16 protein-coding genes and 1 other annotated feature are annotated in these 13036 nt (G+C 39.3%); of the genes, 15 read left to right on the top strand and 1 reads right to left on the bottom strand.

What is annotated here, in order from left to right; genetic code table 11:
- Positions 1 to 64: 64 nt before the first annotated feature.
- The 15 genes from RUH74_RS14285 to pheA all read left to right on the top strand — a co-directional run bounded on the left by RUH74_RS14285 (position 65) and on the right by pheA (position 12302).
- A complete protein-coding gene (locus RUH74_RS14285) occupies positions 65 to 1081 on the top strand; it encodes a rod shape-determining protein (protein ID WP_313801085.1) in 1017 nt (338 codons plus the stop codon).
- 121 nt (positions 1082 to 1202) lie between these two features.
- On the top strand, positions 1203 to 2087 hold the full coding sequence (mreC, locus tag RUH74_RS14290; protein ID WP_313801087.1) for a rod shape-determining protein MreC: 885 nt from the start codon (positions 1203 to 1205) through the stop codon (positions 2085 to 2087).
- The gene (gene mreD, locus RUH74_RS14295) at positions 2084 to 2599 is read left to right on the top strand and encodes a rod shape-determining protein MreD (protein ID WP_313801089.1); all 516 of its coding nucleotides are present in this window, start codon (positions 2084 to 2086) and stop codon (positions 2597 to 2599) included. The genes mreC and mreD overlap by 4 nt, the downstream gene beginning before the upstream one ends.
- A gap of 310 nt (positions 2600 to 2909) precedes the next feature.
- Positions 2910 to 3587 (top strand): septum site-determining protein MinC, encoded by a 678-nt coding sequence (minC, locus tag RUH74_RS14300; protein WP_313801091.1) that lies wholly within the window; start codon positions 2910 to 2912, stop codon positions 3585 to 3587.
- A gap of 1 nt (position 3588) precedes the next feature.
- The gene (gene minD, locus RUH74_RS14305; RefSeq protein ID WP_131237885.1) at positions 3589 to 4392 is read left to right on the top strand and encodes a septum site-determining protein MinD; all 804 of its coding nucleotides are present in this window, start codon (positions 3589 to 3591) and stop codon (positions 4390 to 4392) included.
- A 152-nt stretch (positions 4393 to 4544) separates the two neighbouring features.
- Positions 4545 to 5327: a peptidoglycan DD-metalloendopeptidase family protein gene (locus tag RUH74_RS14310; RefSeq protein ID WP_313801097.1), complete on the top strand. Its 783-nt coding sequence runs from the start codon at positions 4545 to 4547 to the stop codon at positions 5325 to 5327.
- Complete coding sequence (locus RUH74_RS14315) at positions 5320 to 6183, top strand: M50 family metallopeptidase (RefSeq protein WP_313801099.1); 864 nt, start codon at positions 5320 to 5322, stop codon at positions 6181 to 6183. The genes RUH74_RS14310 and RUH74_RS14315 overlap by 8 nt, the downstream gene beginning before the upstream one ends.
- A 20-nt stretch (positions 6184 to 6203) precedes the next feature.
- The gene (locus tag RUH74_RS14320) at positions 6204 to 7649 is read left to right on the top strand and encodes an Rne/Rng family ribonuclease (protein WP_313801101.1); all 1446 of its coding nucleotides are present in this window, start codon (positions 6204 to 6206) and stop codon (positions 7647 to 7649) included.
- Between the two features lie 73 nt (positions 7650 to 7722).
- Positions 7723 to 7818: a sequence feature (ribosomal protein L21 leader region), on the top strand.
- Positions 7819 to 7831: 13 nt separating this feature from the next.
- Positions 7832 to 8140, top strand: a complete 309-nt coding sequence (gene rplU / locus RUH74_RS14325; protein WP_102274416.1) for a 50S ribosomal protein L21 — start codon at positions 7832 to 7834, stop codon at positions 8138 to 8140.
- 11 nt (positions 8141 to 8151) lie between these two features.
- Positions 8152 to 8496 (top strand): ribosomal-processing cysteine protease Prp, encoded by a 345-nt coding sequence (locus tag RUH74_RS14330; RefSeq protein ID WP_313801105.1) that lies wholly within the window; start codon positions 8152 to 8154, stop codon positions 8494 to 8496.
- A complete protein-coding gene (gene rpmA / locus RUH74_RS14335; protein ID WP_102274418.1) occupies positions 8497 to 8790 on the top strand; it encodes a 50S ribosomal protein L27 in 294 nt (97 codons plus the stop codon).
- A 164-nt stretch (positions 8791 to 8954) separates the two neighbouring features.
- The gene (locus tag RUH74_RS14340; RefSeq protein WP_313801109.1) at positions 8955 to 9488 is read left to right on the top strand and encodes a Spo0B C-terminal domain-containing protein; all 534 of its coding nucleotides are present in this window, start codon (positions 8955 to 8957) and stop codon (positions 9486 to 9488) included.
- Between the two features lie 57 nt (positions 9489 to 9545).
- Positions 9546 to 10835, top strand: a complete 1290-nt coding sequence (obgE, locus tag RUH74_RS14345; RefSeq protein ID WP_313801111.1) for a GTPase ObgE — start codon at positions 9546 to 9548, stop codon at positions 10833 to 10835.
- Positions 10836 to 10861: 26 nt separating this feature from the next.
- Positions 10862 to 11317: an ACT domain-containing protein gene (locus tag RUH74_RS14350; protein WP_313801113.1), complete on the top strand. Its 456-nt coding sequence runs from the start codon at positions 10862 to 10864 to the stop codon at positions 11315 to 11317.
- A 109-nt stretch (positions 11318 to 11426) separates the two neighbouring features.
- Positions 11427 to 12302: a prephenate dehydratase gene (gene pheA / locus RUH74_RS14355; RefSeq protein ID WP_313801115.1), complete on the top strand. Its 876-nt coding sequence runs from the start codon at positions 11427 to 11429 to the stop codon at positions 12300 to 12302.
- 41 nt (positions 12303 to 12343) lie between these two features.
- On the opposite strand, the gene RUH74_RS14360 is transcribed toward pheA, so the two are convergent.
- Positions 12344 to 12883 (bottom strand): transcription repressor NadR, encoded by a 540-nt coding sequence (locus RUH74_RS14360; RefSeq protein ID WP_313801117.1) that lies wholly within the window; start codon positions 12881 to 12883, stop codon positions 12344 to 12346.
- Positions 12884 to 13036 lie beyond the last annotated feature (153 nt).

The following is a 13036-nucleotide window of genomic DNA, read 5'->3' on the forward strand; positions in this document are numbered from 1 at the left end:
CTAAATAAAAAATTACATTTTATCTTAATTTATTGTACTTCGTATCAGAAAGGGAGATACACTTATGTTTGGAACAAAGGACCTTGGAATCGATTTGGGGACTGCTAATACACTGGTCTATATTAAAGGAAAAGGCATCGTAGTAAGGGAACCATCAGTAGTTGCTTTACAGACGGATACGAAAAATATCGTGGCTGTTGGGAATGACGCTAAGAATATGATTGGCCGTACGCCAGGAAATATTGTCGCGCTTCGTCCGATGAAAGATGGTGTTATCGCTGATTATGAAACAACTGCGGTGATGATGAAATATTATATTAATCAAGCGATAAAAAATAAAGGCTTATTCTCTGGAAAGCCATATGTAATGGTTTGTGTTCCTTCGGGAATTACAGCCGTTGAGCAGCGAGCAGTTATTGATGCAACGCGCCAAGCTGGAGCAAGAGATGCTTATCCGATTGAGGAGCCATTTGCTGCAGCAATTGGAGCGAATTTGCCTGTATGGGAACCAACTGGTAGTATGGTCGTTGATATTGGCGGAGGCACGACAGAGGTCGCCATCATTTCATTAGGAGGAATTGTAACAAGTCAATCAGTTCGGGTTGCCGGAAATGAAATGGATGATGCGATTATCAATTATATTAGAAAACATTATAATCTTTTAATCGGAGATCGGACAGCAGAAATTATTAAAATGGAAATTGGGTCTGCTGGAGAGCCAGAAGGAATCGAGAACATTGAGATCCGCGGGCGTGATCTTTTAACAGGACTTCCGAAGACGATTGAAATCACAGCAGAGGAAATCTCTCGTGCGTTGCATGACACGGTGTACTCCATTGTGGAGGCAGTGAAAGTAACACTTGAAAAAACACCCCCAGAATTAGCCGCAGATATTATGGATCGTGGAATTGTACTTACTGGCGGAGGTGCATTGCTCCGTAATTTAGACCGTGTGATCAGTGAAGAAACAAGTATGCCTGTACTAATTGCAGAAAATCCGTTGGATTGTGTTGCGATTGGAACAGGTAAAGCGCTAGATCATATCGATTTATTTAAAAACAAATCGAAGGACTCTCGTTAATTAGAATTATGTGACAATGTATAAACAAGAAGTGCGTGCTCGTTCACTAAAAATGTGGCGAGCTCTCCGTTCTTGTGAACATAAATACTTTAGAGAGAAAAAATATATCGAGGTGTAGGGAATGCCACAGTTCTTTTTGAATAAACGCCTGATTATTTTGCTTGTCAGTATCATTATTCTAGTGGCATTGATTGGGTTTTCTTTAAGCGGACGTTCAAAGTTAAGCTGGCCTGAACAATTTATTAAAGATACAACTGGCTGGGTTCAAACAGCCGTTTCACGCCCAACTCAGTATGTTGCGAATTTTTTTGAAAATCTGCAAGACTTGCAAAATACATATACGGAAAATAAAGCATTGAAATCAAGACTAGATGAGCTGGCACGGCTTGAATCAGAGGTTCAATTGTTAAAGAAAGATAATAATGAGCTTCGTGAAATTCTTGATAAAAAAGATGCATTAAGTGCTTTTGAGCCAAAACAAGCAACGGTTATTGGACGGAATCCTGATAAATGGACAGAATTGCTTATTATTAATAAAGGAAAAAGCGATGGAATAAAGAAAAATATGCCTGTTATTACTGCAAATGGACTAATTGGTAAGGTGAAAAATAGTGAGACGTTTACTTCTACTGTTCAGCTTCTTAGTTCAATGGACCCTACGAACCGGATATCTGCAGAAATCCAAGCGGATGGGGAAAGCGTTTTTGGGTTTATTGAGGGCTATGATGATGAAAAAGGTCTTTTGATGATGAAAAGAATCCCATCAGACGCGAAGGTTAAAAAGGAACAGACGGTAATTAGCTCTGGTAAAGGAGGCGTATTCCCTAAAGGGCTCCTTATTGGGAAAGTAGTAGAGGTTGAGCCGGCAGAGTATGGGCTTACACAAACGGCCTACATTGAGCCTGGGGCAAATTTTGATGATATCGAGCATGTCATGGTGGCAAAAAGAGGTTCAATACAGCCAGATATAAAAGATATGACTGATGATAAGGAGGAGGAACTGTGAGAAAATTCCTTCTTCCTCTTCTATTATTACTTTTTTTTATATTGGAAAGTATATTTGTTGAATTAATGCCTCCAAAAGTGTTCGGAAATGAGTATATTCTTGTTCCGCATTTTTTAATAATTGCCATTATCCTTCTGACTGTGTATGGACCGAAAAACTATGGGGTCCTTTATGGATTTCTTTTTGGTTTATGGTTTGACATTGTCTACACAGAAATTATGGGGATATATGTCTGTCTGTTTCCTTTAGTTGCCTACATTTGTTATAAATTAATGAAAGTTTTACAAACAAATATTGTGATGGTCACGTTCATTTCAATTTTAGGTGTCGCTCTTGTAGAGCTGGGCGCATATGAAATGAATGTATTAATTAAGCGGACAGGTATGACATTTGCAACCTTTAGTATGGATCGTTTAATACCAACACTTATCCTCAATTTAATTTTTATCATTCTTACTATCTATCCGTTTAAAAAGCATTTTGAAAAGTTAGCTATGAGCTTGGATGCATAAAAATAGAACCTAAACATTGTCAAAAGAAAACTTGCATTAGATGTATTGATTTTATTTACGATTGGCCAAATTATTTTGATCAAAAAAGGATTTTTTTAAGTCCGTGTCGAATTGTAGTAAAATAAAGTTTAGGAGCAAAGGGAAGTATAGGATTTGGCTCACCGCAGCTGATTTTTATTACTTTACTCTTTAGCCTCCAGCTTTTTCGAAAAAACGCCATGCGTTTTTTCTTAGTGTTTAGCAAAAGCGCCTTCCTATTTAAGTAGGGTAGAGGCTGCTTACGCATTTGCTCTGAGGTGAACAACTTGTTATGAAGAAATTCCAAAATGTAACGATTAAAGGGACAAAGGATGGGCTGACTCTTCATCTTGATGATTCCTGTTCTTTTGCAGAATTAAAGGAAGAACTAGATCGAAAGCTTTCAGAAAGCTCTCAGTCTCGTGAGGACCGCTTAATCTCTGTCCATGTTCAGGTTGGTAATCGATACTTAACAGCTGAACAAGTAGAGGAATTAAAAGACTTAGTGAGACAAAAGAAAAATCTTGTCGTAGATTCGATTAGCTCAAATGTGATAACAAAAGATGAAGCAGAGAAGATAAAGAAAGAAAATGAAATTGTACCTGTTGCTAGAATCATTCGATCTGGACAGGTTCTTCAAGTGCCTGGTGATTTGCTTCTTGTGGGAGATGTTAATCCAGGCGGTACGGTTATTGCAGGCGGCAACATTTATATAATGGGTTCATTAAAAGGAATTGCTCATGCAGGTTTTAACGGAGATAAGAAAGCAATTGTTACAGCCTCTATTATGAAGCCTTCTCAAATTAGAATTAGTGATTGTATTACAAGAGCTCCTGACCAATATCAGGATGATGAAAAAAGAGAAATGGAATGTGCTTACATAAATGATTTAGATCAAATCACTGTTGATAGATTACAAGTTTTAATGCATATTAGACCGAATATTACTAGATTGGAAGGAGGATTCTAGGATGGGAGAAGCCATTGTGATTACATCCGGTAAGGGAGGGGTCGGTAAGACGACGACAAGTGCGAATGTAGGAACAGCGCTAGCTTTGCAAGGAAAAAAAGTTTGCCTTGTAGATACAGATATCGGCCTTCGTAATTTAGATGTTGTCATGGGACTTGAAAATCGGATTATTTATGATCTTGTCGACGTCTTGGAAGGCAGATGCAAAATTCACCAGGCGCTTGTGAAGGATAAGAGATTTGAAGATCTTTTATACTTATTGCCTGCCGCACAAACAAGTGATAAAACAGCTGTGACACCAGAGCAAATGAAGGTACTAATCGATGAATTGAAGCAAGATTATGATTATGTCATCATTGATTGCCCTGCGGGGATTGAGCATGGATATAGAAATGCAGTGGCTGGTGCGGATAAAGCAATTGTTGTGACGACCCCAGAAGTTTCAGCTGTTAGAGATGCTGACCGTATTATTGGTTTACTAGAAAAAGAGGAAAATGTAGAGTCGCCTAGGCTCATAATCAACCGTATTCGTAACCAAATGATGAAAAATGGAGACATGCTTGACGTAGATGAAATTGCTACCCATTTATCGATTGATCTAATTGGTATTGTGGCTGATGATGATGAGGTGATTAGAGCTTCTAATCACGGGGAGCCAATTGCGTTAAATCCGAACAGCAAAGCATCTATTGCATACCGAAATATCGCCCGCCGAATTTTAGGCGAGTCGATCCCTCTTCAGCCGCTAGAAGAGGACAACCCAGGTGTCTTTTCAAAACTCAAAAAGTTTTTTGGTGTAAAATAGATTAAAAAGTCAGGAATCCCTGGCTTTTTTTTATCTTCCAGCCCGTCTTATGCTTGTCGGGGCTAAACAGTCGCCTCCGCTTTTCTTTGTTGTCATATTCTAATGGGACGAGTCATAGACTTGTACAAAAGATAGCAGGGGATTGGTGAGAGATGAGTAATCGAGCGGAAGAGATTCGGAAGCGTGTTGCACGAAGAAAACGAGAACGCGAGAGAATGACTAAAAATATAGATAACCGTGTTCTTTGGGCAGAGGATGAAGAGCGTTACGGTTTTGACAAACTTTCATCTTATGAAGGAAGCAGCGGCGGGGGGAATCATCCATTATTTCGAAAGGAATGGTTTTTATTTAAACTGTTAGCTTCCGCCTGTTTGTTTTTAATCGTAGCGATTATGTTTAAAAATAATGCTGCTACCTTTGATTCTGCAAGAAATTTTGTTAAGACTTCGATGGAAAAGGACTTTCAATTTGTTGCCGTTTCCAACTGGTATGAGGAGAAATTTGGGAAGCCATTGGCCTTATTGCCTTTTAAAGATCAAAAAAATGATGGCGGCAAAAAGAACACCGCTTCAAATACCGAATATGCCTTACCAGCTTCAGCAAAGATCCTTGAGGAATTTAGTGCGAATGGCCAAAGAATAACCATTGAAACCGGAAAAGGTGCTGCTGTAAAAGCGATGAGTGAAGGGCTTGTCAGTTTTGCAGGAAAAAAGGATGGTTTTGGAAAAACGGTAATTATTAAGCATGCGGATAATAGTGAAACATGGTATGGCAATTTAGAGGATATTAGTGTGGAATTCATGGAATATATTGAAAGTGGGGCAGAAGTCGGGATGCCGACTGCAAGCGAGAACGGTAACAAAGGATCTTTTTACTTCGCGATCAAGCAAGGGGATGACTTTATCGACCCGATACAGGTGATCCCATTTGATTAAATTGGCAGGATTGATAAAATATATTCATATTCATCCGCTTTTGTGGGTAGTGATTGGTCTAGCCGTTATGACTGCTCATTTTATTGAGCTATCTCTATTGCTATTTATTATTCTTGTACATGAATTGGGACATGCAGGCGCAGCGTCTTTTTTTTCGTGGAGGATTAAACGGATTTCTCTTCTGCCATTTGGTGGTGTTGCAGAAATGGAGGAGCATGGGAATCGCCCGTTAAAAGAAGAGATGATTGTGATATTGTCCGGTCCGTTTCAGCATTTTTGGATGATGGGTGTAGCTTATGCTTTATTTCAGTTTTCATTGCTGCCAGACGTGATTTATCAGCATTTTATTCAATTCAATTTAATGGTTTTACTATTTAATCTTCTTCCGATCTGGCCGCTTGATGGGGGGAAACTTATTTTCCTCTGGCTATCTCTTTATTATCCATTCCCTGATGCGCATCGGAAATGTTTGTTTTTGTCGGCAGGAAGTTTGGTTGTTTTTATCGTAATTACCATCTTTACTTCCCCATTTAATTTGAATATATGGGTGGTTGTTTCATTTTTGCTGTTTGCTCTTTATCATGAATGGAAGCAGGGGAGGTATGTGTTTATCCGCTTTCTCCTAGAACGGTATTATGGGAATCGAGCCTTCCGCACATTAAAGCCGCTTGTTGTAAAAGAAGAGGAAATGGTGATTCACGTGCTTGAGAAGTTTCAAAGAGGGTATAAGCATCCGATTATTATCGAAAAAGACGGAAAAGAAAAAGGATCCTTAGATGAAAATGAGTTATTGCATGCATATTTTACTGAAAAAATTGTAACCGCTCGTATCGGGGATCTGCTATATGTGTATTAATTAAAAAGTGAGGAAGTACATTGAAGACCTTAATTGTTAATCAGATTCATCGCGAAAAGCGATATGCTGTTTTGAATGATGATGTAGTCGAAAAGCTTTTCATTGATCAGCCAAAACAGCATTCTTCTGTAGGTAATATTTATTTAGGAATAGTAGAAAAGGTGCTCCCAGGAATGAATGCCGCCTTTGTATCCATTGGGGAAGAAAAAAGCGGGTATTTACATCGAGATAAGCTGGCTTCCTTTGTACAAGCTGATGATGAAATGACGGTAAAAGCTGCACGGAGCATCTCAGCTTATGTTCATCAAGGAGAAAAACTTCTTGTTCAGGTTGAAAAGGATGCTGCTGGAACGAAGGGGCCAAGATTGACAGGCATTGTTGAACTCTCTGGGAATCATCTTATCTATATGCCGCAAGGACGCTATGTGGCTATATCAAAAAAATTTGCAAATGATCAAATAAGAGAGGAATGGCGAAAATTTGGCCAACGAATGAAAGAAGGAGAAGAGGGGCTGATATTTCGGACATCTTGCGAAAATCAGACACAGGATGTACTAGTAGATGAACTGCAGAAATTGCGTCTTGAATACAAAGAATTGCAGATTAAAGCTGGGCAGCTAAAGAAACCCGGGAGGCTGCTCGAACGCAATTCTTTTGCTGAAGAAATTTTAGAAGAAGTAAAAAAACTTGAATCAGGTGAAGTGATTGTAGATGATCTAGAAATGAAAAGGCTGATTCAAAAAAATAGTTCGCTTACTGTTAAACATTACACGGGTAGAGAAAATATTTTTTCTGCCTATCGGCTTGAACATGAAATTGAAAAAACATTAAAACGAATTGTATGGCTTGATAATGGCGCTTATTTGATCTTTGATGAAGCTGAGGCTTTGACAGTTATCGACGTCAATACAGGGAAGTTTGCTGGGAAAACGGACATGCGGGACACCATTATAAAGACAAATAAAGCGGCTGCTGAGGAAGCAGCAAGGCAAATCCGCCTTCGTGATGTTGCCGGAATGATTTTGATTGATTTTATCGACATGAAAGAAGAACGTGATAGAAGAGCCATTTTCACTGTTATGGAAGCAGCATTGAGGAAAGATGAAAGAAGGACAAATCTGATTGGTTTCTCGCCGCTTGGCATTCTCCAAATGACAAGAAAGAAAACTAGACCGGCTATCTCTGAGGCTTTGGCGGTGAAATGTCCTTCCTGTGAGGGAACAGGAAGGGTTTTAAGTCCAGAAACTATTGCTTTTCGCTTAGAAAGAGAGCTTTGGGAGCATCGTGGATCTGATTATGAGGCAGTGCATATCGACGTTACTGGTGAAGTGGAAAAAATCTTTTCTGGGGATCAGGGAGTACATAAAAAGCGGATAGAGGAACTGCTAGGAATGAAAATATTGTTTACAGTGATCGATAAAGAAACGCCATTTTATGAAATTCGGAAGTTTGGGGAAAAGCAGTAGCGCAAATAGGAAAAGTATATTGACATAGCTGAATAAATTATGTTAGTATTTTCTATGTTATGTTTGTAGCGCACCCGTGCTACAACCGCTCAGAACAGGTAATAAGATTTTGTTCAAGGCATCTTGCTTGTGAGCAAAGCGCCTGAGGATGGCGAGTCTTAGTCTAAGAGGAGGTGCAGTTCATGTACGCGATTATTGAAACTGGTGGTAAGCAAGTAAAGGTAGAAGAAGGTCAAGCAATCTACATTGAAAAGCTAAACGCAGAAGCAGGCGAAACAGTTACTTTTGATAAAGTTCTTTTCGTTGGCGGAGATAGTGTGAAGGTAGGAAATCCTGTTGTTGCAGGTGCTACTGTTACAGCTAAAGTTGAAAAGCAAGGTCGTCAAAAGAAGATCATTGTTTTCAAGTATAAAGCAAAGAAAAACTATCACAAAAAGCAAGGTCATCGTCAGCCATACACTAAAGTTGTGATTGAAAAAATCAACGCTTAAGGACATGCTCGATGATTAATGTTACGGTTATTCGTAATAAATCCAGTATGATTCAATCGTTTCTGATTAGCGGCCATGCCTTTTTTGCCAAGCGAGGCAAGGATATCGTCTGTGCAGGCGTATCTGCAGTATCGGTTGGTGCAATTAATGCGGTGCACGCCTTAACAGGAGTGACGCCTTTGATTGAACAGAAGGATGATGGATTTCTCAGCTGTGAAATTCCGGACAATCTTCCGGATGAAACAAATGAGAAGATTCAGCTTCTTCTTGAAGGAATGGTTGTCTCATTACAGACAATTGAAGAAGAATACGGGCAGCATATAAAAATTACCTTCAAAAAGCAGGAGGTGGAATAAATGTTACTAAAATTAGATCTTCAGTTATTTGCTTCTAAAAAAGGAGTAGGTTCTACAAAGAACGGTCGTGATTCAATCGCAAAGCGTCTTGGCGCTAAGCGTGCAGATGGCCAATTTGTAACTGGTGGTTCTATCCTTTACCGTCAGCGTGGAACAAAAATCTACCCTGGAGTAAACGTAGGTAGAGGCGGCGACGATACACTTTTCGCTAAAGTTGACGGCGTTGTTAAATTTGAACGACTTGGCCGTGACCGTAAGCAAGTGAGCGTATACCCTGCAGCTCAAGAAGCATAAGCAATTGATGGGAAACTCTAGCCATTATGGTTAGAGTTTTCTTTTTGGCTTTAAATTGCTGGTGAAAGTTTTCAATATTTCCGAATAAATGCTTACGCTTTCTCATCTTTTTGGTATACTTACAGCAGGCAGTCTTCACAAAATAACCGTGTAGGAGTGCATGTATGAACAAGGACTGGAATATGATCGAGGTGCTGCGCTATGCACGCCACGACTGGCTAAATAAAATCCAATTAATAAAAGGCAATCTTGCGCTTAATAAAATTGATCGGGCAAAAGAAATTATCGATGAGATTGTTGTTGAAGCCCAACAGGAAGCAAAGCTTTCTAATTTGAAAATTCCTCAATTCGCCTCGCTGATTCTTACATATAATTGGGAAAATCATATGTTTCAATTGGAATACGATGTGTTGGATGGTTCGAAATGTGATTATTTGGATGATGAGTGGCTTGTTAGCTGGACAGGAGCGTTTTTTGATTGTTTAAATTCATCCATTAGGCAGTATTATGACAACCATTTATCTGTGACAATTGAGCCTCAAATAGAAGGTACTCGTTTCTTTTTCGATTTTAGAGGAATAATAACAAATAAGGAACAGATTGAACGTTTCTTTGAAAGAACGGCTACTGCTCCAAAAATTAATTTTCATCTTTTAACAGATCAAGAACTCTCGCTAGAATTTTTTCTACATAAGTGAGAACAATCAGTTCTTGCTGTCTTTTAGGATAAAGACAGCCAAGACAGGAGGAATAATATGTTTGTCGATCAGGTCAAAATTTATATAAAAGGCGGAGATGGTGGCAATGGGATGGTTGCCTTCCGCCGTGAAAAATATGTTCCAAATGGCGGACCCGCTGGCGGGGACGGAGGCAAAGGTGCGGATGTCGTCTTTGAAGTGAATGAAGGCTTAAGAACCTTAATGGACTTCCGTTATCAGCGGCATTTCAAGGCACCTCGCGGAGAACATGGAATGTCAAAAAATATGCATGGCAAAAATTCAAAAGATATGATTGTAAAAGTTCCGCCTGGTACTGTGGTCACTGATGCAGAAACAGGTGAAGTAATTGCTGATCTTGTTGAACATGGACAAAGGGCCATCATTGCTAAAGGTGGCCGGGGCGGCAGAGGAAACACAAGATTTGCCACTCCAGCAAATCCTGCACCGGAATTGTCTGAGCATGGGGAGCCAGGAGTTGAAAGGGAAGTGATCCTGGAACTGAAGCTATTGGCTGATGCTGGTCTGGTTGGATTCCCGAGTGTTGGGAAATCAACACTTTTGTCTGTTGTTTCTTCAGCAAGACCCAAAATTGCTGAATATCATTTTACTACGATTGCTCCTAACTTAGGTATGGTTGAGACAGAGGATGGACGGAGCTTTGTATTGGCAGACTTGCCAGGCTTAATTGAAGGTGCCCATTCAGGTGTAGGGCTGGGCCATCAATTTTTGAGGCATATTGAACGTACAAGGGTTATTGTCCATGTAATTGATATGGCAGCAATGGAAGGAAGAGATCCATACGAGGACTATCTGACAATTAATAAAGAATTGAAAGAGTATAATCTACGATTGACAGAAAGACCACAAGTAATTGTCGCGAATAAAATGGAAATGCCAGGTGCTGAAGAGAATCTGGAGAAATTTAAAGAGCAGCTGGAGGATGAGTATCCTATTTTCCCTATATCGGCAGTTACGCGTCAAGGATTAAGAGATTTAATATTTGCGATTGCTAACAAAATTGAAGAAACACCTGAATTCCCGCTCATCCAAGAGGAAGAAGAAACAGGCGTTCATCGTGTTGTTTATAAACATGAAGCAGAGCAGACTGAATTTGTTATAACACGAGATTCAGCTGGTGACTTCATTGTTTCAGGGGATGCGATTGAAAAGCTCTTTAAGATGACAGATTTCTCAAGAGATGAATCGGTCAGACGTTTTGCAAGACAGCTTCGCGGAATGGGTGTTGATGATGCTCTTCGTCAAAAAGGAGCAAAAGACGGCGATATCGTCAAGCTGCTTGATTATGAATTCGAGTTTATTGAGTAACCACTAGGGGTAGGTGGAGTGGAGAAATGAGACATGAGAAACTGGATAAAAAATTTTTCCTCGTTCGAGAAGATGTTTTGCCTGAAGCAATGAAAAAAACATTAGACGCAAAAGAAATGATTGAAAGAGGAAAAGCGGAGTCTGTTTGGGATGCAGCCCAAAAGGTTGATTTAAGCCGTAGTGCATTTTATAAATATAGAGATACTGTTTTTCCTTTTCATACGGTTGTAAAAGAGCGGTTAATTACATTATTTTTTTACTTAGAAGATCGGTCAGGCACCTTATCTCATTTATTAGGGGAAGTAGCCTCTTCAGGCTGCAATGTGTTGACGATTCATCAAACAATTCCGCTCATGGGAAGGGCAAACGTCACGCTCTCTTTAAATACAGCTGGAATGCAAATTGAAATTGAAGAGTTATTAGTTAGACTAAGAAAATTAGAATTTGTTGAACGAGTAGAGGTGCTTGGTTCAGGTGCATGATTAACGTGCACCTGCTCCTTTCACCTTTTTTTACATATGTTATGTAAAGTGGTAAAGTGTTAGTAATTAATTATACATATCGCGCTTTTTTAAGGGGAGAGACAATACTGTGAAAATAGGTTTTTTAGGTCCAAAAGCAACTTTTACAGACATTGCCGTTAGAGAAATGTTTCCTAAAGAAGAAACGGTTCCATATGCAACGATTCCAGATTGCTTTGATGCGTTAATCGAGGATGAAATTGAAATGGCAGTAGTGCCTTTAGAGAATGCCCTTGAAGGGTCTGTAAATATTACACTTGATTACTTAGTTCATGAAGTTGATTTACCGATCATTGCCGAGCTCACTTCTCCAATTCGCCAGCATTTTATGGTGCATCCAGACAATAAGGATAGCTGGAAAAAAACAGAAAGGATCTATAGTCATTCCCATGCAATCGCACAATGTCACAAGTTTTTGCACAAAGAATTGAAAGGAATTCCTTATACGAATACAACTTCAACAGCAGCAGCAGCACAATTTATTAAGGAACACCCGGACGTCAAGGCTGGGGCGATTGCAAATGAGCTTGCTGCCGAAGAGTATGGTCTTTCCATTGTTCGTAAAGATGTGCATGATGTCCATTATAATCATACTCGATTTATTGTACTTTCAAAAAACGAACGGCAATTAAATGAGGATGGTTCTGCCTTTAAAGGATATAAGACAACAGTGATGATCACATTGCCATCTGATCGTGCAGGGGCGCTTCACCAGGTATTATCCGCTTTCGCTTGGAGAAGATTGAATCTTTCTAAAATTGAATCTAGACCAATGAAAACGGGCCTAGGTAATTATTTTTTTATCATAGATATAGATATGAAACAGGATGATGTATTAATTCCTGGAGTTGTCGCAGAATTAGAGGCACTTGAATGTAAAGTGAAAATCTTAGGAAGCTATCCATTTTATCAGCTGGGAATCGAGACATCGAAACTACCTATATAAAAATAAAAGGAAAAGGGGCACAAATAGTGCTCCTCTTCCTTTTATTCAATTAGGAAGTTCGCTTTTTTCAATGCTTTTTCAGCTTCATCGAGCTTTTCCTTAGTGGCTGCTGAAATCGTATGAAGATGGATGCCACCTGTAAGCTCTGATAAATAGGAGGCATTCGTTGATTTAATTTTTTTCATGAATTGACTGACTTCTTTTCGATTGGAAACCATAACTGAAGCTATTAAATCTCCATAGACGGGATGCTCAATTCGAACATCCTTTACAGTTACCCCATAATCGACAAGTAAATTAAGTTCCTCTTCTGTTCTTTCAGGTAAATGGTTGCTAGCAATGATGCGCTCTACCATCGGGAGATGGCTGCCATTTTGGATTAAATACATGTAGCCTTGGCTTGTCGCAATAATTGGTTCACCCTTAGCTTTTAAAAGGGTGATATCACCGACGATGACCTGCCTGCTTACATTTGTAATAGATGCAAGCTCACTCCCTGTTATCGGTTCTCCTTTATCCTTCAATAGCTGGAGCAGCATCTCTCTTCTTTCTTCACCGAGCACCTTTCTTTGATTCTTCATTGTAAAACTCCCTTTATCCCAATAATAACTAATCTTATCATAATTAAAGTCTAGTTATAAGCTTTCGGAAACCTTTGATACCAGTTATTCAAACATATTTTTCATAATTAAAGCATAAGTTTTTATGTAAAGTATTAGCAATTTGCCCATTTT

The organism is Cytobacillus sp. (assembly GCF_032154635.1).
Taxonomy (GTDB): Bacteria; Bacillota; Bacilli; order Bacillales; family Cytobacillaceae; genus Cytobacillus.

Bases quoted from the DNA above. Each gene is read 5' to 3' on its own strand.
- RUH74_RS14330 (WP_313801105.1), top strand. From the start codon at position 8,152: ATGATTAATGTTACGGTTATTCGTAATAAATCCAGTATGATTCAATCG.
- RUH74_RS14360 (WP_313801117.1), bottom strand. From the start codon at position 12,883: ATGAAGAATCAAAGAAAGGTGCTCGGTGAAGAAAGAAGAGAGATGCTG.
- rpmA (WP_102274418.1), top strand. From the start codon at position 8,497: ATGTTACTAAAATTAGATCTTCAGTTATTTGCTTCTAAAAAAGGAGTA.
- RUH74_RS14350 (WP_313801113.1), top strand. From the start codon at position 10,862: ATGAGACATGAGAAACTGGATAAAAAATTTTTCCTCGTTCGAGAAGAT.
- minD (WP_131237885.1), top strand. From the start codon at position 3,589: ATGGGAGAAGCCATTGTGATTACATCCGGTAAGGGAGGGGTCGGTAAG.
- RUH74_RS14285 (WP_313801085.1), top strand. From the start codon at position 65: ATGTTTGGAACAAAGGACCTTGGAATCGATTTGGGGACTGCTAATACA.
- obgE (WP_313801111.1), top strand. From the start codon at position 9,546: ATGTTTGTCGATCAGGTCAAAATTTATATAAAAGGCGGAGATGGTGGC.
- mreC (WP_313801087.1), top strand. From the start codon at position 1,203: ATGCCACAGTTCTTTTTGAATAAACGCCTGATTATTTTGCTTGTCAGT.
- rplU (WP_102274416.1), top strand. From the start codon at position 7,832: ATGTACGCGATTATTGAAACTGGTGGTAAGCAAGTAAAGGTAGAAGAA.
- minC (WP_313801091.1), top strand. From the start codon at position 2,910: ATGAAGAAATTCCAAAATGTAACGATTAAAGGGACAAAGGATGGGCTG.
- RUH74_RS14310 (WP_313801097.1), top strand. From the start codon at position 4,545: ATGAGTAATCGAGCGGAAGAGATTCGGAAGCGTGTTGCACGAAGAAAA.
- RUH74_RS14340 (WP_313801109.1), top strand. From the start codon at position 8,955: ATGAACAAGGACTGGAATATGATCGAGGTGCTGCGCTATGCACGCCAC.